Source organism: Streptomyces sp. NBC_01314 (genome assembly GCF_041435215.1).
In the GTDB taxonomy this organism is placed as follows: domain Bacteria; phylum Actinomycetota; class Actinomycetes; order Streptomycetales; family Streptomycetaceae; genus Streptomyces.
On sequence record NZ_CP108394.1, the window covers coordinates 2451044 to 2477048 of the forward strand.

Genomic DNA, 26005 nt, shown 5'->3' on the forward strand with positions numbered 1-26005 from the left:
CCGTGACGTGCACGGCCCGAAATCCTCCGTCCTGGGAGGCCTGACGATGAAGAAACGCGCAGCTGCTCTGTGTGGTGCCGCCGCCTTGTTGGCCGCGATGGTCACGGCGGTCCCGGCCGGCGCGAGCGGCGCTTCCGCCACCGCCCCGGTGGCGAGGCCCACATGGAAGAAGTGCGCCACCGGCACCTACCGGACGCTCCAGTGCGCTTCCCTGAAAGTGCCGCTGAACCACCTCAAGCCCAACGGCAGGAAGATCACGCTCGCTCTTTCCCGCGTTCCCCACACCGCGAAGACGTACCAGGGCCCCCTGCTGGTCAACCCCGGCGGCCCCGGCGGCAGCGGCCTCACCCTCGCCGGGTTCGTCGCGTCCTCGCTGCCGAAGAAGGTGGCGGCGCAGTACGACGTCATCGGCTTCGACCCGCGCGGCGTCGGCGCCAGCAAGCCCGCGCTGAACTGCAGGCCGGGCCACTTCTCGTCGGTGCGCCCCGACTCCCTGCCGAGCACCTCGGCGATCGAGCGGGCCAACCTCAAGCGCGCCGAGGCCTTCGCCAAGGCCTGTGCCAAGAAGTACGCGGGCGTGCTGCCGTACATCGACACGATCAGCGCGGTCAAGGACATGGACGCCATCCGCGCGGCCCTCGGTGCCAAGAAGATCAGCTACTTCGGGTACTCGTACGGCACCTATCTGGGCGCGGTGTACGCCAAGCTCTTCCCGAACCGCGTACGGCGGGCGGTGCTGGACTCCGTCGTCGACCCCACGGGGGTCTGGTACGAGGGCAACCTCCGCCAGGACCAGGCGTTCAACGACCGCCACCGGGCGCTGATGGCCTGGATCGCCAAACACGACAGGACGTACAGGCTCGGCACCGATCCGGAGAGGATCGAGGCCAAGTGGTACGCGATGCGGGCGGCGCTGGCCAAGAAGCCCGCGGACGGCAGGGTCGGCGCCTCCGAGCTGGAGGACACCTTCATGCCCGGCGGCTACTACAACGGCTACTGGCCCTATCTCGCCGAGGCGTTCGCCGCCTTCGTGCACAAGAAGAACGACGATCCGCTGGTCGAGGCGTACGAGAACTTCGGCGCCGTCGACGCGGCCGGCGACAACGGCTACAGCGTCTACGCCTCGGTGCAGTGCCGTGACGCGCGCTGGACCCGCGACTGGGACGAGTGGCGCGACGACAACTGGGCGGTGTACGAGAAAGCGCCGTTCATGACCTGGAACAACGCCTGGTACAACGCGCCCTGTGCGTTCTGGCCCACGAAGTCTCTGGACCCCGTCGATGTCTCCAACACCCGGCTGCCGCCGGTCCTGATCTTCCAGGCGACGGACGACGCGGCCACTCCGTACGAGGGCGGAGTCGTCACCCATCATCTGCTGCGCGGCTCCAGCCTGGTCGTCGAGGAGGGCGGCGGGAACCACGGCGTCTCGCTGAGCGGCAACGCCTGCCTGGACAAGCACCTGACGGCGTATCTGACCGACGGCAGGGTGCCGCGCGGTCAGGGCGAGACCGACGCCGTCTGCAAGAAGCTCGCCGACCCGAAGCCGCTGAGCGCCAAGGCCGCGTCCGCCGCGTCCCGTGGCTCGACGCTGCACGGCCTGCTGGGCTTCCGCGGCTGAGCGCACCGACCACGCTGAGCACGACCTGACGGCGGGGCCGGGGACGCGAAATACGCGTCCCCGGCCCCGCCGTCTCCCTTTAGTGTGCCGCCATGAACGACACCCCCCATGACCTCCGCATCCGCGAGATGACCCTGCCCGACTGCCGCCCCGTGTCCGAGATCCGCGTGGGAGGCTGGCGGACCGCGTACGCCGGGCTCGTCCCGCGGTCGTACCTCGACGCGATGGACGTGGAGGAGGATGCCGAGAAGCGCCGGGTGATGCTCGCGAAGGCCGGCAACCCCGTGGTGAACCTGATCGCCGAGCGGGCAGGAGAGGTCGTCGGCTGGGCGGCGTACGGCCCCTACCGTGACGGCGAGGTCCGCACCGGAGACGCCGAGTTGTACGCGCTCTACATACGGCCGGGGCACTTCGGCGCCGGAGTGGGCACCGCGCTGCTGAGGGAGTCCGCCAAGCGCTGCGAGGCCGCCGGCCTCGGCCGCATGCTCCTCTGGGTCCTGAAGGAGAACACCCGGGCCCGCCGCTTCTACGAACACCACGGATTCACCGCGGACGGCGCCGAGGAACCCTTCGAGGTGCACGGGGTCGAGGTCCCCGAGGTCCGATACGTACGCGCCCGGTAAGAGGTACGGGGAACCGCGCGACAAGCCCCCACCGGACCCACAGCCGCATCACGGCCCCGGCAGCGCGGCGCTACCGCTGCGCCGGGATGCGCTACCGCTGCGCGGGGATACGCGCAAGCGCGTGCACCGCCGCCTCCGCGAGCGTCGGATGCGCCAGGGCCTCGTTCAGTACGGTCCTGGCGCGGGCGTCCCCCAGAGACCCCAGCCCCTCCACGCACGCGAGCGCCACCCGGCGGTAGGGATCGTGCGGTCTCAGGCGGCGCTGGAGCGTGGTGATCAGGGCGGGTACGGCCTCGGGGGCTCGGAGCTCGACGAGGAGGCGAACCGGGTGCAGGGCATAGGCGACGCGGAGCTCGTTCGTCGCGAGGGCGGCCGCCGCGCGGGCGGTGCGGGGGTCGCCGAGGCGGGCGAGGGCGTACGAGGCGGAGGCGCAGCGCGGGGGGTCGCGGTGGTTGAGGAGGAGGACGAGGGACTCGAAGGCCCGCCGGTCCCCCACGACACCCAACCGGAACGCGGCCAACTCCCGCGCCCACAACGGCTGCCCCTGTTCGACGAGCACGGCCGCCAGCTCGTCCGTGGACTCGGTCGTGACGAGCCGGTCGTATCCCGCCGCGCCCCCCGACTCGCTCCGCACACGCTCCGTGAGTGATCGCAACTCCTCGTCCATGTCGTCGAGCGTACGGGCGCGTGGCGGACTTGGGGGACGTACCTCACAAACACGGGGACTGGCGCGCTCGTTACCCACCGGTTAAGCTCAGACGAGCGAGATACCCACTCGTGTTCGCTCGCGACGGTTTGGTGACGCAGCCGTTGTGAGCACAGTCGGTTCGGTACCTGGAGTACCAGTACGGCTCGGCCTCGGGACAGGGCCGGTCGGTTCAGCCGTTCTCCCTGGGCGTGTGTACGCCCACGGTGACGGCACCGGGCGTGTGCGTTCATCAGCCCGGCACCACCAACACCCGCACGCCACGCGCCGGTTGCGCGCTCTTCGCGTACCCGCGGCGTTTCCCTCAGTCGTCACCACATCTGGAGTCCCGCGATGGCCACTCCCCTTTCCGACTCGTCGCTGTCCCCGCTGTCTCCGCAATCCCCGTTCAAGACGATCGCCGTGGTCGGCCTCGGCACCATGGGCACCGGTATCGCCGAAGTGCTGGCCCGGTCCGGCCGCGAGGTCGTCGGCATCGACGTCAGCGAGGCAGCCGGCGTCCGTGCCGTCGCCGCGCTGGAGGCCTCGACCGAGCGCGCCGTGGTCCGCGGACGCATCACCGAGCAGGAGCGCGGCGACGTTCTCGCCCGCTTCCGCACCTTCACCGACCTCCAGGCCGCGGCCGACGCCGACCTGGTGATCGAGGTGGTCCCGGAGTCGTACGAGATCAAGCAGCAGGTCTTCCGTGACCTGGACGCGATCGTGCGTCCGGAGGCCGTCCTCGCCACCGGCACCAACGCCCTGTCGGTGACCCGGCTGGCCGCCGAGTCGGCGCATCCGGAGCGGGTGCTCGGGCTGCACTTCTTCAACCCGGCACCCGCGATGAAGCTCGTCGAGGTCGTCTCCTCGGTGCTGACCGCGCCGCAGGCGGTCGCCGCGGTCACGGATCTCGCCCTCGACCTGGGCAAGGAGCCCGTCGCGGTCGGCGACCGGCCCGGTTTCGTCGCCGACGGGCTGCTGTTCGGCTACCTCAACCAGGCCGCCGCGATGTACGAGGCCAAGTACGCCTCCCGCGAGGACATCGACGCGGCGATGCGGCTCGGCTGCGGACTGCCGATGGGCCCGCTGGCGCTGCTGGACCTGATCGGCGTCGACACCGCGCGCACGGTCCTGGAGGCCATGTACGCGGCCTCGCACGACCGGCTGCACGCCCCGGCGCCCATCCTCAGGCAGCTCAGCGAGGCGGGCCTGACCGGCCGCAAGTCGGGGCGCGGTTTCTACTCCTACGAGGCCCCCGGCTCCGCCACCGTCGTGCGGGACGCGCTGACGCCGCAGGACGGCGTCGCCACGGTCCCCGGGCGCACCGTCCGTTCGGTGGGTGTCGCGGGCTCCGGGACCATGGCGTCCGGGATCGCCGAGGTGTTCGCGAAGGCCGGGTACGAGGTCGTGCTGGCCGCCCGCAGCGAGGAGAAGGCGCAGGCCGCGAAGGCCCGGATCGGCAAGTCGCTCGCGCGCTCCGTCGACAAGGGCCGGATGACGGCCGAGGCCGCCGCCGAGACGCTGGACCTGATCACCCCGGCGGGCTCGTACGACGCCTTCGCGGACGTCGACCTGGCGTTGGAGGCCGTGGCCGAGGACCTGGAGGTCAAGCGGCAGCTGTTCGCGGCCTTCGACAAGGTCTGCAAGCCGGGCGCGATCCTCGCCACCACCACCTCCTCGCTGCCGGTCGTCGCGTGCGCCCGTGCCACGTCGCGTCCGCAGGACGTGATCGGGATGCACTTCTTCAACCCGGCGCCGGCGATGAAGCTGGTCGAGGTGGTCCGCACGGTCCTGACCGCAGACGACGTGCACGCCACCGTCCGCGAGGTGTGCGCGAAGGTCCGCAAGCACCCGGTGGACTGCGGCGACCGGGCCGGTTTCATCGTGAACGCGTTGCTGTTCCCGTACCTGAACAACGCGATCAAGATGGTCCAGGAGCACTACGCGACGCTGGACGACATCGACGCGGCCATGAAGCTGGGCGGCGGCTACCCGATGGGTCCGTTCGAACTGCTGGACGTGGTCGGGCTGGACGTCTCGCTGGCGATCGAGAAGGTCCTGCACCGCGAGTTCCGCGACCCGGGGCTGGCCCCGGCGCCGCTGCTGGAGCACCTGGTGGCCGCGGGTTGCCTCGGCCGCAAGACGGGCCGTGGCTTCCGCGAATATGCCAAGCGCTGAGGGACCGGGCGACGCGGTCGGAGCGGATCCGGACCGATACGCCCTGCCGACGGCGGGCCCGGACTGGGGCGGGCTGCTCGGCCCGGGCAGCCGTCCCGGGCCGGCCCGCTCCGCCGCTCCCCCGCCCGCCCACCTGGCCACTCCCCCGTCCGAGCGGGCCGGGGGGATGGCCGGACACGCGCACGCTCCTGCACGGATGCAGTACGTTCGGGGCATGTCCCAGCCCGCCAAGTCCTCACGTACATCAGCTGCGCCCGACGCTCCGGAGAGCGCCGCGGGAAGCCGTGCCGCCGCCCAACGCCTCAAGATGCGCCGGGAACTGGCGGCCGCGGCCATGGAGCTGTTCTCGACCAAGGGGTACGAGGCGACCACCGTCGACGAGATCGCGGCGGCGGCCGGGGTCGCCCGCCGCACCTTCTTCCGCCACTTCCGCTCCAAGGAAGAGGCGATCTTCCCGGACCACGACGACACCCTGATCCGCGCGGAGGCGGTGCTCAACGCGGCACCCCAGCACGAGCACCCGCTCGACACGGTGTGCCGCGGCATCAAGGAAGTCATGAAGATGTACGCGGCCCGGCCGGAGATCTCGGTCGCCCGCTACAAGCTGACCCGTGAGGTCCCCACCCTGCGGGAGGCGGAGATCGCCTCCGTGGCCCGCTACGAGCGCCTGTTCACCCGTTATCTGCTGGGCCACTTCGACGAGCACGCCCACCACGACGCCGGCAACGACGACCCGCTGCTCGCCGAGGTGGCCGCGTCGGCGGTCGTCACCGCCCACAACCACGTGCTGCGGCGGTGGCTCAGGTCAGGCGCGCAGGGCGACGTCGAGACGCAGCTCGACCACGCCTTCGCCATCGTGCGCAGGACGTTCGGCACGGGCATCGGCGCGGGCCGCACCATGGCACCCGAGCCGGTCGCCGCGACGGCCTCGACCCACGGCGAGGTCCTGGTGACGGTCGCCCGCACGGACGCCCCTCTCGACGAGGTCATGCGGACCATCGAAGAGGCACTCCGGGACCGCTGAGACCCCATCCGAACCACCTTTTACTCATCGGTAACTGTGATGACGGCCACCCCACGGGGTGGCCGTTTTGGCACGTCAGAGGCCCTTTTCGACCCTCGCCTGATCGATCATCGCTCACGTGTTACGTAAAGATTTCACCTGAGCGAAGTTTCTGGCACTCGGTGCCTTGCGGGGTGACACGGCGTGCCATACGTTGAAGGAGTCCGGGCGGCCGGCGTGCAGAGAACTCTCTTACGTCGGCTGTCCCCGCAGACCACGGTCCGCGTGCCCGGACGCCTGCGTCACAGGCACCCTTCCGCGCCACAAAGCGCCGCCGTAGCACCACCTCCGCCGAACCGACGGCATCACACCCAGCTCAGCACCCGACGTAACCCTCAGCAGCGTCCCTCCCTCAGGACGCTCGTCGCCGGAGGCACCACCGTGAAGGAAATCCTGGACGCGATCCAGTCGCCGGACTCCACGTCCGCCGACTTCGCCGCTCTGCCGCTCCCCGAGTCGTACCGCGCGATCACCGTGCACAAGGACGAGACGGAGATGTTCGCGGGACTCACCACCCGCGACAAGGACCCCCGCAAGTCGATCCACCTCGACGAGGTCCCGCTCCCGGAGCTCGGCCCCGGCGAGGCCCTGGTGGCCGTCATGGCCTCCTCGGTCAACTACAACTCCGTGTGGACCTCGATCTTCGAGCCGATGTCCACCTTCGGCTTCCTGGAGCGCTACGGAAAGCTCTCCGAGCTGACCAAGCGCCACGACCTGCCGTACCACATCATCGGCTCCGACCTGGCGGGCGTCGTCCTGCGCACCGGCCCCGGCGTCAACGCCTGGCGGGCCGGCGACGAGGTCGTCGCGCACTGCCTGAGCGTGGAGCTGGAGTCGTCCGACGGCCACAACGACACGATGCTCGACCCCGAGCAGCGGATCTGGGGCTTCGAGACCAACTTCGGCGGCCTCGCCGAGATCGCGCTCGTCAAGTCCAACCAGCTGATGCCGAAGCCCGACCACCTCAGCTGGGAGGAGGCCGCCGCCCCGGGCCTGGTGAACTCCACCGCCTACCGGCAACTGGTCTCCCGCAACGGCGCCGACATGAAGCAGGGCGACAACGTGCTCATCTGGGGCGCCAGCGGCGGCCTGGGCTCGTACGCCACCCAGTTCGCGCTGGCCGGCGGCGCCAACCCGATCTGTGTCGTCTCCAGCGAGCAGAAGGCCGGCATCTGCCGGGCCATGGGCGCCGAGGCGATCATCGACCGCACCGCCGAGGACTACAAGTTCTGGAAGGACGAACACCACCAGGACCCGCGCGAGTGGAAGCGCTTCGGCAAGCGCATCCGTGAACTCACCGGCGGCGAGGACGTCGACATCGTCTTCGAGCACCCGGGCCGCGAGACCTTCGGCGCGTCGGTGTACGTCACCCGCAAGGGCGGCACGATCGTCACCTGCGCCTCGACGTCGGGCTTCAACCACGAGTACGACAACCGCTATCTGTGGATGTCGCTGAAGCGGATCATCGGCTCGCACTTCGCGAACTATCGCGAGGCCTGGGAGGCCAACCGCCTCATCGCCAAGGGCAAGATCCACCCGACGCTGTCCAAGGTCTACTCCCTGGAGGAGACCGGGCAGGCCGCGTACGACGTGCACCGCAACCTCCACCAGGGCAAGGTCGGCGTCCTCGCGCTGGCCCCCGAGGAGGGCCTCGGCGTGCGCGACCACGAAAAGCGCGCCCGGCACATCGACGCCATCAACCGCTTCCGGAACATCTGAGGTCCACGATGAGCGAGCGTCAGCCCGTCGAAGGCAGGCAAGGGCCCGCGGCTGCGTCCGAGGGCGCGCCCGTGTCGAAAGAGGAGACGAAGGCGAGGGAGCGCGGCGACCGCGGACCGAGGAACGTCGACTCGGGCACCGAGCGCCCTCGGACGCAGCCGCCGAAGGAAAAGGACCGGCCGTGGCTCATGCGCACGTACGCCGGTCACTCCACGGCCGAGGCGTCCAACGAGCTGTACCGGCGCAACCTCGCCAAGGGGCAGACGGGTCTGTCGGTCGCGTTCGACCTGCCGACCCAGACCGGCTACGACTCCGACCACATCCTCGCCCGCGGCGAGGTCGGCCGGGTCGGCGTCCCGGTGGCCCATCTCGGTGACATGCGCAGGCTGTTCCAGGACATCCCCATGGAGCAGATGAACACCTCGATGACCATCAACGCCACCGCCATGTGGCTGCTGGCGCTCTACCAGGTCGTCGCGGAGGAGCATGGTGCGGACATCACCCAGCTCCAGGGGACGACCCAGAACGACATCGTCAAGGAGTACCTGTCACGGGGCACCCATGTGTTCCCGCCGGGACCCTCGCTCCGGCTGACGACGGACATGATCGCTTACACGGTCTCGCACATGCCGAAGTGGAACCCGATCAACATCTGCAGCTACCACCTGCAGGAGGCGGGCGCCACGCCGGTGCAGGAGATCGCGTACGCGATGTCCACGGCGATCGCGGTGCTGGACGCCGTCCGCGACTCGGGGCAGGTCCCGGCCGAGAAGTTCGGTGACGTCGTCGCCCGTATCTCCTTCTTCGTGAACGCGGGCGTCCGCTTCATCGAGGAGATGTGCAAGATGCGGGCGTTCGGGCGGATCTGGGACCGGATCACCCGCGAGCGGTACGGCATCGAGAACCCCAAGCAGCGGCGCTTCCGGTACGGCGTCCAGGTCAACTCCCTGGGTCTGACCGAGGCGCAGCCGGAGAACAACGTCCAGCGGATCGTCCTGGAGATGCTGGCCGTGACGCTCTCCAAGGACGCGCGGGCCCGGGCGGTCCAGCTGCCGGCCTGGAACGAGGCCCTCGGGCTGCCCCGGCCGTGGGACCAGCAGTGGTCGCTGCGGATCCAGCAGGTGCTGGCGCACGAGAGCGATCTGCTGGAGTACGAGGACATCTTCGAGGGCTCGCACGTCATCGAGGCGAAGGTGACCAGCCTCGTCGAGGAGTCGTTCGCCGAGATCGACCGGATCCAGGAGATGGGCGGCGCGATGGCCGCCGTCGAGTCCGGCTACCTCAAGTCGCAGCTGGTCTCCTCGCACGCCGAGCGCCGGGCGCGGATCGAGTCCGGCCAGGAGAAGATCGTCGGCGTGAACGTCTACGAGTCGACGGAGCCGAACCCGCTGACCGCCGACCTGGACGCGGCGATCCAGACGGTCGACCCGGCGGTCGAGGCGCGGGTGATCACGTCGCTCCAGAACTGGCGTGACACCCGCTATCAGCCGCCCTTCAACCACCCGCGCCCGTGCAAGGCGCTGGAGCGGCTGAAGGAGGCCGCGAAGGGCACCGGCAACCTCATGGAGGTCACCCTGGAGTGTGCCCGTGCCGGGGTCACGACCGGCGAGTGGGCCGGGGCCCTCCGTGAGGTGTTCGGGGAGTTCCGGGCACCGACCGGTGTGTCGTCGGCGCCCGTGGCCGTCTCCGCCGAGGAGGGCTCGGCCATGTCGGAGGTCCGCCGCAAGGTGGAGCTGACGGCGAAGGACCTGGGCGTCGGCAAGCTCCGCTTCCTGGTCGGCAAGCCCGGCCTGGACGGGCACTCCAACGGGGCCGAGCAGATCGCCGTGCGGGCCCGTGACGCGGGCTTCGAGGTCGTCTACCAGGGCATCCGGCTCACCCCTGAGCAGATCGTGGACGCGGCGATCGCCGAGGACGTGCACGCGGTCGGCCTGTCCATCCTCTCGGGCTCGCACGCCCAGCTGGTGCCGGACGTGCTGGAACGGCTGCGCGAGGCAGGCGCCCACGACATCCCGGTGATAGCCGGCGGGATCATCCCGAACGCGGACGCCGCGCAGCTCAGGGCCGCCGGAGTGGCCGCCGTCTTCACCCCGAAGGACTTCGACATCACCGGGATCATCGGCCGTATCGTCGACGAGATCCGCAAGGCCAACAAGCTCGACCCCCTGGAGGTCCCCGCATGACCGTCAACCGTCTGCGTCCGCGCCGCTCGTGTCTCGCGGTCCCCGGAAGCAACCCCCGCTTCCTGGAGAAGGCGCAGGGCCTCCCGGCGGACCAGGTCTTCCTCGACCTGGAGGACGCCTGCGCCCCCCTCGCCAAGCCCGAGGCGCGGCACACCATCGTCAAGTTCCTCAACGAGGGCGACTGGACCGGCAAGACGCGGGTCGTGCGGGTCAACGACTGGACGACGGAGTGGACGTACCGCGATGTCGTCACCGTCGTCGAGGGTGCCGGTCAGAACCTCGACTGCATCATGCTGCCGAAGGTGCAGACCGCCCAGCAGGTCGTCGCCCTCGACCTCCTGCTGACGCAGATCGAGAAGACGATGGGCTTCGAGGTCGGCAAGATCGGCATCGAGGCGCAGATCGAGAACGCTCAGGGCCTCAACAACGTCAACGAGATCGCGACGGCGTCCCAGCGCGTCGAGACGATCATCTTCGGCCCGGCCGACTTCATGGCGTCGATCAACATGAAGTCGCTGGTCGTGGGCGAGCAGCCGCCCGGCTACCCGGCGGACGCCTACCACTACATCCTGATGAAGATCCTGATGGCCGCCCGCGCCAACGACCTCCAGGCGATCGACGGCCCCTACCTGCAGATCCGCAACGTCGACGGCTACCGCGAGGTCGCGCAGCGCGCCGCCGCGCTGGGCTTCGACGGCAAATGGGTGCTGCACCCGGGTCAGGTCGAGGCGTCCAACGAGATCTTCTCGCCCTCGCAGGAGGATTTCGACCACGCCGAGCTGATCCTGGACGCGTACGACTACTGCACGTCCGAGGCGGGCGGCAAGAAGGGCTCGGCGATGCTCGGCGACGAGATGATCGACGAGGCCAGCCGCAAGATGGCCCTGGTCATCTCCGGCAAGGGGCGGGCGGCGGGAATGGCCCGCACGTCGAAGTTCGAGATCCCGGAGGGCTGAGCGCAATGCAGTTCGGACGCACCTACGAGGAGTTCGAGATCGGGGCGGTGTACAAGCACTGGCCAGGCAAGACGGTCACCGAGTACGACGACCACCTGTTCTGTCTCCTCACCATGAACCACCACCCCCTCCACATGGACAGCAACTACGCCGAGAAGACGACCGACTTCGGCAAGAACGTCGTGGTCGGGAACTACATCTACTCGCTGCTGCTGGGCATGTCCGTCCCGGACGTCTCCGGCAAGGCGATCGCCAACCTGGAGATCGAGTCGCTGAAGCACGTGGCGCCGACCTTCCACGGCGACACGATCTACGGCGAGACGACCGTGCTCGACAAGTGGCCGTCGAAGTCGAAGAACGACCGCGGCATCGTCCACGTCGAGACCAAGGGCTACAAGCAGGACGGCACGCTGGTGTGTGTGTTCCGCCGCAAGGTCATGGTGCCGACCGAGACGTACATCAAGGAGCGCGGCGGCGAGCAGCCGGGCCGCCCGCCCGTCTCCCACCACCACCCTCAACCGACGTCCCTGCGGGACGGCACCTCTCGTTCCGAGCCGAAGGCACAGGAGAAGTAGCCATGGCGCGACTCGCCCAGACCGCTGGTCTGACCGACATCCAGCAGGAGATCCTGTCCACCGTCCGCGACTTCGTGGACAAGGAGATCATCCCGGTCGCGACCGAGCTGGAACACCGCGACGAGTACCCGCAGGCGATCGTCGACGGGCTGAAGGAACTGGGCCTGTTCGGCCTGATGATCCCCGAGGAGTACGGCGGTCTGGGCGAGTCCCTCCTCACGTACGCGCTGTGCGTGGAGGAGATCGCCCGGGGCTGGATGTCCGTGTCCGGGATCATCAACACGCACTTCATCGTGGCGTACATGCTGAAGCAGCACGGCACGCAGGAGCAGAAGGACCACTTCCTGCCGAGGATGGCGGCCGGTGACGTCCGGGGTGCCTTCTCGATGTCGGAGCCGGGGCTCGGTTCCGACGTGTCGGCGATCACGTCCAAGGCGGTCAAGGACGGCGACGACTACGTCCTGAACGGTCAGAAGATGTGGCTGACGAACGGTGGGACGTCAACACTCGTCGCCGTGCTCGTCCGAAGTGACGAAGGACACCCCGAGGGTACGGCCCCGCACAAGTCGATGACGACCTTCCTCGTCGAGAAGGAACCCGGTTTCGGAGAGGTCCGCCCCGGCCTCACCATTCCCGGGAAGATCGACAAGATGGGCTACAAGGGCGTCGACACGACCGAGCTCATCATGGACGACCTGCGCATTCCGGCCAATCGCGTGCTCGGCGGCGCCACCGGCCGAGGGTTTTACCAAATGATGGACGGCGTCGAGGTGGGCCGGGTCAATGTGGCCGCACGTGGCTGCGGAGTCGCTCAGCGTGCGTTCGAACTCGGTGTCTCGTACGCCCAGCAGCGCCACACCTTCGGAAAACCGATCGCCCAGCACCAGGCGATCCAGTTCAAGCTGGCCGAGATGGCTACCAAGGTCGAGGCCGCCCATGCGATGATGGTGAACGCAGCTCGCAAAAAGGACTCGGGTGAACGAAACGACCTCGAAGCAGGGATGGCGAAGTACCTCGCCTCCGAATACTGCAAAGAGGTCGTCGAGGACGCTTTCCGGATCCACGGCGGTTACGGCTTCTCCAAGGAGTACGAGATCGAGCGCCTCTACCGTGAGGCACCGATGCTGCTGATCGGTGAAGGTACCGCCGAAATCCAGAAAATGATCATTGGTCGTCGGCTGCTCGAGGAGTATCGGTTCCAGGGCTAGTCAAGGGCTGATCGAGGGTCGGTTGCCTGTTCAGGGGTGTTTTCTTCGAGAAGAAGATCACACCCCGTCAGCAGTCTTCGGCCGTCGACTCGACTTCCTGGCTTGCCCAGTTGCGGTCTGCGACCGGTACGATCCCGGGAAAGCCGCCGTCCCCAGTCACCGCGCGGCATCATCCGCTACGAAGGTCATCCATGCCCCACAGCCAAACCTCTGCACCACGCGGCCGGGTCCGCCTCGCGCGCGGAGCATCGCCGTGGCTTCTCCCGACCGTTGCCACCGCAGCACTCAGCCTCGCCCGTTCGCGCCGCTCCGGTGCCGCTCGGGCCGTGGCCGTACCCGCCACCGCGCTGGCGGCGGGCATGCTGTGGTTCTTCCGCGACCCCGAGCGTGAGATCGCCCAGGGCCGGGTCATCTCGCCCGCCGACGGAGTGGTGCAGAGCATCATGCCGTGGAAGGACGGCCGCACCCGCGTCGCGATCTTCATGAGCCCGCTCAACGTCCACGTCAACCGCGCGCCGCTGTCCGGCACGGTGACGTCGGTCGAGCACATCCCGGGCGGGTTCGTACCGGCGTTCAACAAGGAGAGCGAGAACAACGAGCGCGTCGTCTGGCACTTCGACACCGAACTCGGTGACATCGAGATGATCCAGATCGCCGGCGCCGTGGCTCGCCGCATCGTCCCGTACATCCCCGAGGGCACGAAGGTCGAGCAGGGTGACCGGATCGGACTCATCCGCTTCGGCTCGCGGGTCGACATCTACCTGCCCGAGGGCGTGGAGATCGACGTCGAGGTGGGTCAGAAGACCGTGGCTGGGGTGACTCGCATTGACCGTGACTGATCCGGAAACCCAGCCCGGCCAGACCGGGACGGGCTGGGTGCCCGAGGTCGACGAGGTGGAGCACGACGCGGAGGAGATGCCGCTGTCGCTCCGCCTGTCGATAGCGGACACCCTCACCCTGGGCAACGCCACGTGCGGCTTCATGGCGGTGTACTTCACCACCACGGGCATCCTGATCCCGCACCTCACCGGCAGCCAGGAGTCGGGCATGGCCCGCCACAGCGCGGCCACGGCCGTGATCCTGATGCTGTGCGCGGCGATCTTCGACCTGTTCGACGGGCTGGTGGCGCGCAAGCTCCGCTCCTCGCCGATGGGCGCGGAGCTGGACAACCTCTCCGACCTGATCAGCTTCGGCCTGGCACCGGCGTACTTCGTCCTCGTCTACGGCATGGTCGCGGACGACGCGCACCAGCGGGTGGCGGCGGTGGGCGCGATCGTCGTCCTGCTGGCCGTGGTGCTGAGACTCGCCAGATTCTCCTGCGTGACGGTCAAGGACGGCACCTTCCAGGGCATGCCGTCGCCGTTCGGCGCGCTGACCGTCGTGTCGATCGTCCTCCTGGAGCTGCCCTTCGTGGCGACCCTCCTGGCGATCATCGGCACGGCGTGGCTGATGGTGAGCCGGGTCGAGTACCCGAAGCCGCGGGGCCCCCTCGCGGTGGCGATGCTCTCCTGGATCGTCCTCTCCATGGGGCTGCTGATGGCCTGGGCCTTCGACGCCCCCGGCGGCCAGCTCCTCCTCCAGACCGGCTGCGCCCTGCAGCTCGTCATGGGCGCGGTGATCCCGCTGTTCGCCACGGCGCGACGGGTGAACAACTTCCGCGGCAACCGCCGTGAGGCGCGTGCCGCGCAGCTGCCCTGACCTTCGTTCCAGCACTGACAGGTGTGGCCCGAGCCTTCCCGGCCCGGGCCACACCTGTTTCGCGTTCAAGGGCGCCCGCGATGCGGCCCTTGAGGGGTCAACTACCTCGTGTGGGCGCCGAGTTGCTGAGGGTGAGGAAGGGGAGCACGGTGGAAGAGGGGGACTTCACCTCACTTGTTCCACTCCATGGTCAGGAGATGGGCATGACCTCATACACACTCACAGAGCACATGGTCAAGCACACGTCGACGGTCCCGGCGACCGACGGCGTCGAGATGGAACTGCCCGTCCGGGAGTACGACGGCACCCCTGGCAACGGGCACGCGCACGACCGCGAGCCGGTACTGATGCTGCACGGCAGAAGCGTGCCGGAGCTGGCGGGCTTCGACCTCGCGCCGGTGCCCGGCGGCGACCCCAACCGGTACAGCTGGGCACAGGAACTGGCGGCGGCCGGTTACGACGTCTTCCTCGCGGACCTCCAGGGCTCCGGCCGCTCACCCCGCCCTGGGCAGATGGACGATCCGTACAACGCCAATCCGGCACAGCAGCAACCAGTCCTCGTCGACCACACCATCCCGGCGCCCGGCCCGCCCCCGTACAAGTCCGAGCTGGGCAATTCCGACAGTGATGAGGCAGAGCTGGCGACGGTGGTGAAGTTCATCAAGTCCCAGGTCGGCCCGGGGAAACGGATCCGCTTCGTCGGCTGGTCCGCGGCCGCGTTCGTCATGGGCCCCTACACCCTCCAGCACCCCGGCGACGTTGAGAGCCTCTTCCTGCTCGCTCCGATGTTCCCGCCACGAGGACGGTGGTCGGGAAACCCCGACGACCCCTTCGGGCTCCCGTCGGGGGTCACGGCGCTGCCCGTGGGCAAACCGGCCAACCTGTTCGGCTTCCCGATGCATGTCGCCAGCAAGGCCGGATTCAAGAAGTCGCTGACCGGCACCCCCTCCCTGTGGGAGGCCGGCATCGACGAGCGTGTGTGGGCCGCCTGCATGGAAAACGACCCCGTCGGCAGCAAGTGGGGACCCCAGACGAACGGCGACTACGAGGGTGTCCTGCGGTACCGGAACACCTACTGGTGGGGCTGGAACAACAAGACCGTGCCGCTCAAGAGCGAGGGCAGGTACGTGCTCGGCGACCGGGTTCCCGTGCTCATCCTCTACGGGGAACTGGACCGGACGGCCAACAGTCCGACGCCGATGATCGACGACCTGCACTTCTCCGTCCCGGATCTCTATGCGGCCATCGGGGGTACGAAGAAGCTGATGTTCTGCTTCGAGGGATCCAGCCACTCCCTGGCGTGGGAGACCACCGCCCGGGCCATCCACCACTTCTCGAAGCTCTGGTTCAAGAACGGCAAGGTGGAGGGCCTCAGCAGCGGCAAGTACTTCAGGGAACTGGACGGCAATCTCATCCCCCTGCCGTAGAGGTCAGGTGAGGAAGTCCCGGGCGATCCCCTCGGCCACCCGCTCCAGGATCGGCCCCGGATCGGCGATGCAGCGCTCCACGTCGGGCTCGACGTCGGTCAGGGGATACGCCCGGCGAATTCCGGCCCGCCCCAGCGCCTCCGGCCGCAACGCGAGCCGCCCGCACACGGCGACGACCTCCTTGCCGACGGCGCGGGCGGCCGCCGCGACCCCCGCCGGGGCCTTGCCGTGGAGGGTCTGCTCGTCGAGGGAGCCTTCGCCGGTGATGACGAGGGTGGCCTTCTCCAGCGCCGTCGCGAAGCCCAGCACGTCGAGCATGACCTCGATACCGGGCCGGAACCGCGCGCCGAGGATGAGGGCGCCGTAGCCGATGCCACCGGCGGCACCCGCGCCGGGGGCGAGAGCGTGCTCGGCGGTCCGACCCCCGATCGTCTTCTCCAGGACGGCCGCGAAGTGGACCAGGGCCGCGTCCAACGCGGCCACGTCGTCGGGGCTCGCGCCCTTCTGCGGCCCGTAGACGGCGGGGGCGCCCTTCGGCCCGGTCAGCGGGTTGTCGACGTCGCTGGCCAGGACGAGGTCGATCGACGCGAGTCTCTCGTCGAGGCCCGTCAGGTCCGCCGTGACCAGGTCGCGCAGGCCCCCTCCCCCGGGCCCGACGGGCTCGCCCGCCGCGTCCAGGAAGCGCGCCCCGAGCGCGGCGAGCATGCCCGCGCCGCCGTCCGTCGTGGCGCTGCCGCCGACGCCGAACACGATCGTGCGGGCGCCCGCGTCCAGGGCTGCGCGCAGCAGTTCGCCGGAGCCGTACGTCGAGGCCGTGAGCGGCGCGAAGACCCCGGCGGGGAGCCGCTGCAAGCCGCTCGCCTCGGCCATCTCGACGACGGCCGTGTCGCCGCGCAGCGCGTACGCGGCGGCGACGGGCTCACCGAGTGGGCCGGTGACCCGTACCTCGCGTCGTTCGAAACCGGCCGCGACCGCAGCGGCCACCGTGCCGTCACCGCCGTCGGCGACCGGCAGCGCCTCGACCTCCAGGTCGGGCACCACCCTGCGCAGGCCCGCCGTGACCCGCTCGGCGACCTGGACGGCCGTCAGCGTGCCCTTGAACTTGTCCGCGGCGATCAGCACCCGCGGGGTCGCCCGGTCCGTGTCGATCCCGTCCACTGCGGCGTTCGCCACCTTGCGTTCCCCTCGCTCATCGGGCCTTGCGCACGTCAAGGCAGTCGCGCCGCTGCGACCCTAACCGCCCTGCACCCCGTACGTCATGCCCCGTCCCGCCCACCGAACACCGTGCGCGGTGCCGCCGAGGGGCCCTCGCCCACCGCCGGCCGGGAGTCCCCGGGCGCCACCGCACACGAGTCCGGGGCGTCCCTCCGGCGCGGCGCCCGCGCTCCGGGAGACCTCCGGCCCACGCGCGAGCCTCGCCCGTACGGCCCCCGGGCACCACGCACGGGCCGCACCCGCACGGGCCGCACCCGCACCTCGGTCCCCGAGCGGGCGTGCCCGGAAGTGGGTAGACCTCAACCATGACGCCCACGAGCCCCGCGACCCTCACGCCCCCGGTGGGGGCCGAACTCGCCGACCGTGTTCTCGGGGGCTGGCTGGGCCGGATCGCGGGGAACATGCTCGGGAAGCCGGTCGAGCAGGGGGACCTGTGGACGCGGGAGCGCATCGACCGGTATCTGCGCCAGGCCGGGGCCCTGCCCCTCACCGACTATCTTCCAGAGCCGGCCACCGAGAGCGACGGGCTGGCGCTGCGGCCGGAGTGGCGCAGTTGCGTGCGCGGCCGGATCCACGGCAGCTGCCGCGACGACGACGTCGACTACGCGATCCTCGGGCTGCACCTTCTGGAGACGCACGGTTTCGGCTTCAGCACCGAGCAGGTCGGCGACCTGTGGCTGCTGCGGCTGCCGTATCTGCAGACGTTCACGGCGGAGCGGGCGGCCTACCGCAACCTCGCCCAGGGCCTGAAGCCGCCGCTGACCGCCACGTACGACAACCCGTACCAGGAGTGGATCGGCGCCCTCATCCGCGCCGACGTCCACGGCTGGACCTGGCCGGGCCTGCCCCGGCGCGCGGCCTCACTGGCCCGGCGCGACGCGGTGCTCTCGCACACCGGCAACGGGGTGTACGGCGCCATGTGGGCGGCGGCGCTGGTGGCGGCGGCCTTCACGGCGCCGGGGGTACGGGCTGCCCTGGACGAGGCCCTGGCGGTGATCCCGGCGGGCAGCCGCCTCGCCCGGACCGTGCGCCGGGTCGTGTCGCTGCACGACGCCGGACTGGGCTGGGAGGACACGCTCACCACGGTGGGCGAGGAGACGGCCGGGCTGGGCTGGATCCATGTCGTGCCGAACGCGGCGGTGCTGACCGCCGGGCTGCTGTACGGCGAGGGTGACTTCACCCGGACGATCGCGCTGACCGTCCGCGGCGGCCTGGACACCGACTCGAACGGGGCCACCGCCGGTTCGGTGGCGGGTGTGCTGTGCGGGGCGGCGGCGATTCCGGACCGGTGGAAGGACCCGTTGGAGGACACCATCCGCAGCGCGGTGTTCGGCTTCGACGGGGTGCGCATCAGCGAACTCGCGGAGCGCACGGTGCGGTTGGCGGAGGCCTCCGGCTCCTGAGCGCCGGTCGTTCCACTCCCCGAGCGCCGATTTCAGGCCCTTCGGAGCCGTTTATTCTTCCTGGATGACCACTTCGGACTTCGCCGCGTACATCGCGAGCCTGCCCCGGGTCCTCGCGGGCGCCGCCGCTGTCTTCCGGGACGCCGAGGGGCGGGTGCTGCTCGTCGAGCCCAACTACCGCGAGGGATGGGCGCTTCCGGGCGGGACGATCGAGTCGGACGGCGGGGAGACCCCGAGGCAGGGCGCGCGGCGCGAGACCCTGGAGGAGATCGGGCTGGACATCGAGCCGGGGCGGTTGCTCGCCGTGGACTGGGTGCACGGGGTGGGGCGGCCGCCGCTCGTGGCGTACGTGTACGACGGCGGGGTGCTCGGCGAGGAGGACCTGGAGCGGATCCGGTTGCAGGAGGAGGAGCTGCTGTCGTGGCGGCTCGTCCCGCGCGCCGAACTCGCCGGGTATCTCCCGGGAACGCTCGGCCTCCGGGTGCTCGCCGCCCTCGACGCGCTGGCGGACGGGGGCACGGTCGAGCTGGAGAACGGAGACCGGGTGGGCTGAACCACCGAAGGGCTGGTCGCGGACCGGCGAAGATCGGCCACGGCGGTGTTGCTCGACTGCCGCCCCTGTTGACAGGAGTCACCTGACTTCAGGTCAACTGCCCTGTACAGAACGTGAGAAGCGTGAACCCTCCACTTAATAGAAGTCTAAAGCGCTGGCCGAAAACGCTGCCCGTTTGTCACTCCAGCCCCTAGGCTGACGTCAACCCCGTCCGAGTGATCGCGCCCCGTGGCCTCACTCGGGAACCGGGGCAGTACTCGGGACACCCGTGACCGGCGGCCCGAGCGCGGGCCGTGGCTCCGGTAGATCCGGAGCACCTGGGGGAGCGGTCACCGGGAGCCGCCCGGAGCAGTCGGTCTCCCCCCACCTGCGGGCCGATCCTCGCCCGTCCTCACCGAACAGGCAGCTGAGGTCATGGAACCACTGGGCTCAGACGATCCCGAGGAACTAGGTCCCTACCGTCTCGTGGCACGGCTCGGCGCAGGAGGGATGGGACGGGTCTATCTGGCGCGCTCCCCGCAAGGGCGGATCGTCGCGGTCAAGGCCATCCGTCCCGAGCTGTTGGGGGACAAGAACTTCCGCATCCGCTTCCGCCGGGAGGTGGAGGCCGCCGGAGCGGTCAGCGGCCGATACACCGCGCCCGTGGTGGACGCCGACCCGGAGGGCCCCATCCCGTGGCTGGCCACGGACTACATCGCCGGGCCGACCCTGGCCGAGGCGGTCGCCATGCACGGCCCGCTCCCGGTGGAGTCGGTGCTCGTCCTGGGCGCCGGCATCGCCGAGGCGCTGATCTCGGTGCTGGCCGCCGGGCTGGTGCACCGCGACCTCAAGCCGTCCAACGTGCTGCTCGCCGCCGACGGCCCGCGCGTCATCGACTTCGGCATCGTCCGGGCGAGCGACGGGTACGACCTCACCCGCTCCGGCGCCGTCTTCGGCTCCTTCGAGTACATGTGCCCCGAGCAGGCCACGGGCGAGCCGCTGGGCCCCGAGGGGGACATCTTCTCGGTGGGCTCGGTGCTCACGTTCGCCGCGGCCGGACACGCGCCGTTCAGCGGCACCGCCGCGGCCACGCTGCTCTACCAGGTCGTGCACAGCGCACCCGACCTGTCGGGCGTGCCCGAGCCCCTGGACAAGATCATCAGCCTCTGTCTCACCAAGGACCCCCGGCTGCGGATCACCCCGGACAAGCTGGCCGCGGCCTGCGTGCCCGGGGGCGTGGAGCAGTTGACGGGCGACGGCTGGCTGCCCCCGTCGGTGACCTCCTCGATCGCGCTGCGCGCGGCGGCGGTGCAGACCCTGGACGCCGCACCGAACACCCCGGTCGCCTTTCCCCTGACCGGCACCGGGACCGGCCCCGAACCGGACGCGTACGGCCGGGACCGCTCCTCCCATGGCCGCGACCAGGGCCGGGCGGCGCACGCACACCACAGGGACCGGGCCGCGTACGACTTCCAGCAGGAACGTGCCTCCTACGGGTCACAGCAGGACGCGGCCGCGTACGACTCGCGGCAGAGCGGGGCCGCGTACGACTTCCGGCGGGACCAGGCGCCCGGTCCCGCGGAGACCCCGGCGGCGTCCGGCTCCGATCGCTTGTACGACGGCTCCGTGCACCCGGGCCGACGGGGTGAAGTGCCGTCGCCCGGCGGTACCGGCGGCGAGATGCCGGTATCCGTGCTTCACTCCCGTACGGAGCCCCGTTCCGCTCCCGAGGAGCCGGAGCCGTACCGCCCCTCCTCCCCCGGGCATCGCCGCGCCGTGCCGCGGCCCGGTCCGTCACGGCGTACGGTCCTCACCGTGTCGGCCGGCGGCGCCACCGCCGCAGCCGCCGGCGCCGCCCTGGTGCTCGGCCGGCCGACGAAACCGGCCGCGCGGTCCACGACACCCGCCGGCCCGGCTCCGAAGCCGCTGTGGACCTACCGCAGCGACCCGCTGCTCCAGGCGCCCGCCGTCTTCAACGACGGCACGGCCCTGCTGAAGACCCGGCATGGCGACATGGTCTGCCTCGACCTCAAGGACGGCACCCGGCCCAAATGGGTCTACCAGGGCATCAGCCAGTCACCCACCCCGACCGTGCTGGCCTTCGACGCCGCGATCGCGCTCGGTGAAGGGTCGACGGTGATCGGGGTCGACCCGGTCGACGGAGGGGAACGTTTCACCATCGACTTCGGGCCGGACTTCCGGTTCAACACCCTGCTCGGCGCCACCGACGACCGGGCCGTCTCCGTCATCGGTGTCCGGCTCCAGCGGGATTCCGACGACCAGGGCGTGGCGACCTCCACGGACACGGTGTTCGGCGTCGACCTCGCGGGCCGTCGCGCCGAGGTCATCCCCATCAGCCCCGAGGACGTCGGTATCCGGCTGGCGCCGGTCCTCCTCCCCGGGCTCTTCGTCTACGCCGACGGCCTGCGCAACGTCACCGCCCGGAGCACCAAGAGCTCCGGCGTCCTGTGGCGGTACCCCGTCGGCTACGACCTCCGGCCCGGCCTCGCCGTGCTCAACCGCACGGTGTTCGCCATCGGCGCGGAACTGAAGGCCCTGAACCTCACCACCGGCAAACTGCGCTGGCGGGTCAAGCCCGAGCGCGGCATGTTCGCCTCCCTGGGCGTCTACGGCAACACGGTCTACGTCACCGGCACGGACCCCGCCGGCGTGTACGCCTTCAACGCCGGGACCGGCGCCCGCCGTTGGTTCTGCCCCACGCCGCGCCTCAGCATCGACCACCCCGTCACCGCGGGCCCCGACGCCGTCCACGTCCCCGCCTACCAGAACAGGGACGGCATCTACGCGATCGGAGCCGCCAAGGGCAGACTCCTCTGGAACTTCACCGACGGCGTGGAGACCGGCGTCAACGACTGGCAGCTCTCCTGCGACCACAGCGGCGTCCTGGTCGCCCAGCACTACGACCGTACGTACGGCCTGCCCGCCTCCTGACAGCACCGGGGCCGGGGCTCCGCACCCGACCCCGGCCCGATATCCGCTCGCCCCCACCGGCCGGCCGACCTACCCTCGCCCCATGAACAAGCCCCTCGTCGCCATCCTCAGTGGCGCAGGCATCTCCACCGACTCCGGCATCCCCGACTACCGAGGCCCGAACGGGCTGTGGCGGCGGGATCCGGAGGCCGAGAAGCTGGTGACGTACGAGTACTACATGGGCGATCCCGAGATCCGGCGGCGCTCGTGGCAGATGCGGCGGCAGAACCGGACACTGAAGGCGGAGCCGAACGTGGCGCACCGGGCGGTGGCCGAGCTGGAGCGGTCCGGTGTCCCGGTGCGGGTGATCACACAGAACGTGGACGGGCTGCACCAGCTCGCCGGGATGCCGGCCCGCAAGGTCCTCGAACTCCACGGCACCGCGCGGTCCGTGGTGTGCGTCGAGTGCCATGCCCGTGCGCCGATGGAGGACGCACTCGCCCGGGTCGAGGCGGGCGAGGACGATCCGCCCTGCCTGAAGTGCGGCGGTGTGCTGAAGTCCGCCACAGTGATGTTCGGTGAGCGCCTGGACCCCGTGGTTCTCGGCGAGGCCGTCTCGATCACCAAGGCCTGTCAGGTCTTCATCGCCGTCGGCACCAGTCTCCAGGTGCAGCCCGCCGCCGGGCTCGCCGGAGTCGCCGCCGACCACGGGGCACGCCTGATCATCGTCAACGCCGAGCCGACCCCGTACGACGAGCGGGCGGACGAGGTCGTACGCGAGCCGATCGGGACCGCGCTGCCGGAGGTGCTGCGGGAGATCGGCGCCGCGGGCGGCTGAGGGGCCGAGCGGCTCACGGGCTGAGCGGTTCGGCCGGTTCGGTCGGTTCGGACATCTCGGTCGGTTCCGTCGGCTGGGTCGGCTGGGCAGCGGCGGGGCGGGTGACGCGGATCTTGGACTGGCCGTGCGGCAGTTTCTCCCAGTCGTCCATGAGGCGGGCCTGGAGGCCGTGCTTCGCGGCCAGGGCGACGAGCGTCTCGGTGCGGTAGTAGAAGTCCTCCCTCAGGACGTGGTGTTCCGTGCCCTCGGTGCGGTCGAAGGTGAAGTCGAACCAGCCGTCCGGGGTCAGCACCCGGCCTATGTGGGACAGGCACTCCTCGATGACGTGCAGCGGTGAGTGCGAGAAGACGCTGTGCGCGTGCACCACGTCGAAGTGGGCGTCGGGGAGGAACCGGAGCGTCAGGTCGCGTACGGGGGTGAGGGTGGGGAGGCGTTGCTGCAGCCCCATCTCCACGATCGTGTCCTGGGCCGCGGCGAGGATGTCGGGCGAGATGTCGATGCCGTAGTAGTGCCCGGGTTCCAGGTGGCGGATGAACCGCCAGCCGCCCCGCAGGTTGCCGCAGCCGATCTCCAGCATGCGGTGCTCGGGGCGCAGACCGTGGCCGAGCAGATAGTCGAACTGCATCGCGCCCAGCGCCAGCCACCGTTCACGGCTGCGGCTGCCGACCGCCGCGTCCGGGTCGGCGCGGGTGTCGGAGCGCATCACCGCGCGGTAGTAGTCGATGTGGTCGGGGTGGCGGTGGCGCAGCCACATGTCCCGGACGACACGCACCAGGTGGCGCGGCACCCGGTCGGGGTGGCGCAGCGCGTAGGTGATGCGATGGCCGAGGGCGGCCCGGTTGACGGTGACGTTCTTCTCGGTCGGCGGCACGGGGTTTCCTTCCCAATGGACTTTGGGGGTGCTTCCCGAGGTGGCTCGGGTCGTACTGCCAGCCTCGGGGCGGCGGCGGGCGTTCGGCTCGGTCGACCGGCTCCGGTCCGCGGGCGGTTCGGGCGATCCTCGTATCAGCCGATCGGTTGATGCGGTCGGGAGCCGGTCACGTTAGACACAGGAGGGCGACCTGTGAAGTACCCCGACGAGTACGACAAGAGAGCCGGTGGCGGGATGAGTTGGCCGGAGCACCAGCGCACGGACCCGGACGGGCGCTGGCTGGCCGCCGTCGTGCACGCCGCGTTCTTCCTGCTGCTGTGCTCCTCGTTCGCCCGGTTCCTGACGCGTGCACAGGGCGGGACGCGTACCGGCTGGGTGGTGGCGCTGTTCGCGGTGTTCGGGCTCCTCTACGCCCTCGGACAGCTGCTGGCTCCCGCGCCGCCTTCCGGCAGCCGGCCGTCCACCCGGCATCTGGCCTGGCTGGGATCCGTCACGGCGGTCTGGGTCGTCCTTCTCGCGCTCACGCCGAGTGCCACGTGGTGTGCGATGCCGCTGCTGTTCGCAGGGCTCCACACGCTGCCCCCACGGATCGCCGTGCCGCTGGCGGTCCTGCTCACCACGCTGGTCGTCGCCGCCGAGATACGGGTGTCCGAGGGCACCATCAACCCCAACATGGTGGCCGCCCCGCCCGCCATGGCGGCGGTCGCCACCGCCGTCTTCGTCCATCTGCAGCGGCAGGCGGCCCGGCAGCGCGTCCTGATCGACGACCTGGTCCGTACCCGCCGTGATCTCGCGGCCACGGAACGGCGGGCGGGCGTCCTGGCGGAGCGGCAGCGGCTGGCCACGGAGATCCACGACACCCTCGCCCAGGGGCTGTCCAGCCAGCGGATGCTGCTCCAGGCCGCCGAGCGCGTCTGGGGCACGGACCCGGACGCGGCCCGTGGTCACATCGGGAAGGCGGCCGAGATCACCTCCCACAGCCTCGCCGAGGCGCGCCGGTTCGTCCACGATCTGGCGCCGGCCGATCTCGCGGAGCACTCCCTGCCCGACGCGCTGGGTGCCCTCGCCGCGCGGGAGAGCGGGCCGGGTCTGACAGTGGAGTTCCGCCTCGACGGCACGCCGGGCCCGCTGTCCGAACGCGCCGAGGCGGCACTGCTGCGCATCGCCCAGGGCGCCCTGGCCAACGTACGCGAACACTCCGCCGCGACCCGGGCCGCACTGACCCTGACCTGCCTCGACGACCAGGTCTCGCTGGACATCGCCGACAACGGGCGGGGCTTCGACGCCGACCGCCGGTCCATCGCCGAGGGGGGCCGGGCGCCGAGCGCGACGGGCCGGGAACGCGGGCACGGGCTGCCGGCCATGCGGATCCGGGCCCGGCAGTCGGGCGGCACGCTCACGGTGGAGTCCACGCCGGGCGAGGGCACCGTGGTGTCGGCGGCCGTCCCCCGTGCGCCGATCGCCCTCGACACCACCAAGGAGTACGTCCGATGAGCGAATCGGCCCCCTCACCCCCGGTTGCGTCGCCGCCCGTCGCGCCACTGCCCGTCGTCCGGCCGTCCGTCGCTCCACCGTCCGTCGCTCGGCCGCCGGTGCGGCTCCTGCTGTGCGACGACCACGCCGTCGTACGCGCCGGGCTGCGCGCGCTGCTGTCCAGTGCCGACGGCATCGAGGTGGTCGGTGAGGCGGGCACCGGCGAGGAGGCGCTCGCCATGGCCGCCCGCCTCCATCCCGACGTGGTGCTGATGGACCTGCAACTCGGCGACGGAGTGGACGGCGTGACGGCCACCAGGCAGCTGACAGCACGGTCGGCCGACGCCCGGTCCTCCCCCGCCGACGACCCTTCCGTCCCGCCCGCTCCGGTCCCCCGCGTTCTCGTGCTCACCATGTTCGACACCGACGCCGACATCAGCCGAGCCATCGAAGCGGGTGCCACCGGCTATCTCCTCAAGGCCGAGCGGCCCGACGAGTTGTTCGCGGCGATCCGCGGCGCCGCGTCCGGCCGTACCACGCTGTCGGCTCCGGTGGCCGACCGCCTGCTGGCCCAACTGCGCAGCCCACGGCCCGCGTTGTCCGAGCGTGAGCACGAGATCCTCGGCCAGCTGGCCCGCGGTCTGGGCAACCGGGAGATAGCCCGAGCCCTCTTCATCAGCGAGGCGACCGTCAAGACCCACCTCGGTCGCATCTACGGCAAGCTGGGCGTGGAGACGCGGTCGGGCGCGGTGGCCGTGGCGAAGGAGCGCCGCCTGCTGCCGTGACGGACCGCCCCACGCACCCACCGG

General features: G+C 70.5%; 21 protein-coding genes. 18 read left to right on the forward strand and 3 right to left on the reverse strand.

Annotation, left to right across the window (positions count from 1 at the left end; all coding sequences use genetic code 11):
* The first annotated feature begins 46 nt into the window (after positions 1-46).
* Together OG622_RS10870 and OG622_RS10875 are read left to right on the forward strand one after the other, a co-directional pair.
* Entirely contained in the window at positions 47-1618 is a 1572-nt protein-coding gene (locus OG622_RS10870) for an alpha/beta hydrolase (protein WP_371575245.1), read from the forward strand.
* Positions 1619-1710: 92 nt separating this feature from the next.
* Positions 1711-2241: an N-acetyltransferase family protein gene (locus OG622_RS10875; RefSeq protein ID WP_371575247.1), complete on the forward strand. Its 531-nt coding sequence runs from the start codon at positions 1711-1713 to the stop codon at positions 2239-2241.
* A gap of 91 nt (positions 2242-2332) precedes the next feature.
* On the opposite strand, the gene OG622_RS10880 is transcribed toward OG622_RS10875, so the two are convergent.
* Positions 2333-2908, reverse strand: coding sequence for an adenylosuccinate lyase (locus tag OG622_RS10880; protein ID WP_371575249.1), 576 nt, complete (start codon positions 2906-2908; stop codon positions 2333-2335).
* A 372-nt stretch (positions 2909-3280) separates the two neighbouring features.
* Between OG622_RS10880 and OG622_RS10885 the strand changes: the two genes are divergently transcribed.
* The 10 genes from OG622_RS10885 (at position 3281) to OG622_RS10930 (ending at position 15933) form a co-directional block, all read left to right on the forward strand.
* Complete coding sequence (locus tag OG622_RS10885; protein ID WP_371575251.1) at positions 3281-5104, forward strand: 3-hydroxyacyl-CoA dehydrogenase family protein; 1824 nt, start codon at positions 3281-3283, stop codon at positions 5102-5104.
* A 214-nt stretch (positions 5105-5318) separates the two neighbouring features.
* Positions 5319-6128: a TetR family transcriptional regulator gene (locus OG622_RS10890; RefSeq protein WP_371575253.1), complete on the forward strand. Its 810-nt coding sequence runs from the start codon at positions 5319-5321 to the stop codon at positions 6126-6128.
* A gap of 420 nt (positions 6129-6548) precedes the next feature.
* Positions 6549-7886, forward strand: coding sequence for a crotonyl-CoA carboxylase/reductase (gene ccrA, locus OG622_RS10895; RefSeq protein WP_371575255.1), 1338 nt, complete (start codon positions 6549-6551; stop codon positions 7884-7886).
* 71 nt (positions 7887-7957) lie between these two features.
* Positions 7958-10069 (forward strand): protein meaA, encoded by a 2112-nt coding sequence (locus OG622_RS10900; protein WP_371575257.1) that lies wholly within the window; start codon positions 7958-7960, stop codon positions 10067-10069.
* Complete coding sequence (locus OG622_RS10905; protein ID WP_371575259.1) at positions 10066-11025, forward strand: CoA ester lyase; 960 nt, start codon at positions 10066-10068, stop codon at positions 11023-11025. Before OG622_RS10900 ends, OG622_RS10905 begins: the two co-directional genes overlap by 4 nt.
* 5 nt (positions 11026-11030) lie before the next feature.
* The gene (locus OG622_RS10910; protein WP_371575261.1) at positions 11031-11600 is read left to right on the forward strand and encodes a MaoC family dehydratase; all 570 of its coding nucleotides are present in this window, start codon (positions 11031-11033) and stop codon (positions 11598-11600) included.
* Between the two features lie 2 nt (positions 11601-11602).
* A complete protein-coding gene (locus tag OG622_RS10915; protein WP_371575264.1) occupies positions 11603-12808 on the forward strand; it encodes an acyl-CoA dehydrogenase family protein in 1206 nt (401 codons plus the stop codon).
* Between the two features lie 191 nt (positions 12809-12999).
* The gene (locus OG622_RS10920; protein ID WP_078935522.1) at positions 13000-13647 is read left to right on the forward strand and encodes a phosphatidylserine decarboxylase; all 648 of its coding nucleotides are present in this window, start codon (positions 13000-13002) and stop codon (positions 13645-13647) included.
* A gap of 37 nt (positions 13648-13684) precedes the next feature.
* The gene (pssA, locus tag OG622_RS10925) at positions 13685-14506 is read left to right on the forward strand and encodes a CDP-diacylglycerol--serine O-phosphatidyltransferase (protein ID WP_371584061.1); all 822 of its coding nucleotides are present in this window, start codon (positions 13685-13687) and stop codon (positions 14504-14506) included.
* A gap of 203 nt (positions 14507-14709) precedes the next feature.
* Positions 14710-15933 (forward strand): alpha/beta fold hydrolase, encoded by a 1224-nt coding sequence (locus tag OG622_RS10930; RefSeq protein ID WP_371575265.1) that lies wholly within the window; start codon positions 14710-14712, stop codon positions 15931-15933.
* A 3-nt stretch (positions 15934-15936) separates the two neighbouring features.
* Here the strand turns inward: OG622_RS10930 and OG622_RS10935 are convergent, their stop codons facing one another.
* Positions 15937-17106 carry a glycerate kinase gene (locus OG622_RS10935; protein ID WP_371575266.1) on the reverse strand — a complete coding sequence of 390 codons (1170 nt, stop codon included), beginning with the start codon at positions 17104-17106 and terminating at the stop codon, positions 15937-15939.
* Positions 17107-17453: 347 nt separating this feature from the next.
* On the opposite strand from OG622_RS10935, the gene OG622_RS10940 reads away from it, so the two are divergent.
* From OG622_RS10940 to OG622_RS10955, 4 genes are all read left to right on the forward strand, one after another.
* Positions 17454-18551 (forward strand): ADP-ribosylglycohydrolase family protein, encoded by a 1098-nt coding sequence (locus OG622_RS10940; protein ID WP_371575268.1) that lies wholly within the window; start codon positions 17454-17456, stop codon positions 18549-18551.
* Positions 18552-18615: 64 nt separating this feature from the next.
* Positions 18616-19104, forward strand: a complete 489-nt coding sequence (locus OG622_RS10945) for an NUDIX domain-containing protein (RefSeq protein ID WP_371575270.1) — start codon at positions 18616-18618, stop codon at positions 19102-19104.
* A gap of 414 nt (positions 19105-19518) precedes the next feature.
* Complete coding sequence (locus tag OG622_RS10950) at positions 19519-22035, forward strand: PQQ-binding-like beta-propeller repeat protein (protein ID WP_371575272.1); 2517 nt, start codon at positions 19519-19521, stop codon at positions 22033-22035.
* A gap of 82 nt (positions 22036-22117) precedes the next feature.
* Positions 22118-22852, forward strand: coding sequence for an NAD-dependent deacetylase (locus OG622_RS10955; protein ID WP_371575273.1), 735 nt, complete (start codon positions 22118-22120; stop codon positions 22850-22852).
* A 13-nt stretch (positions 22853-22865) separates the two neighbouring features.
* Here OG622_RS10955 and OG622_RS10960 read toward each other — a convergent pair whose 3' ends face one another.
* Complete coding sequence (locus OG622_RS10960; protein ID WP_371575275.1) at positions 22866-23723, reverse strand: class I SAM-dependent methyltransferase; 858 nt, start codon at positions 23721-23723, stop codon at positions 22866-22868.
* Between the two features lie 234 nt (positions 23724-23957).
* Between OG622_RS10960 and OG622_RS10965 the strand changes: the two genes are divergently transcribed.
* Entirely contained in the window at positions 23958-25217 is a 1260-nt protein-coding gene (locus OG622_RS10965; protein ID WP_371584062.1) for a sensor histidine kinase, read from the forward strand.
* Entirely contained in the window at positions 25214-25981 is a 768-nt protein-coding gene (locus tag OG622_RS10970; RefSeq protein WP_371575277.1) for a response regulator, read from the forward strand. The genes OG622_RS10965 and OG622_RS10970 overlap by 4 nt, the downstream gene beginning before the upstream one ends.
* The last annotated feature ends 24 nt before the right edge of the window (positions 25982-26005 follow it).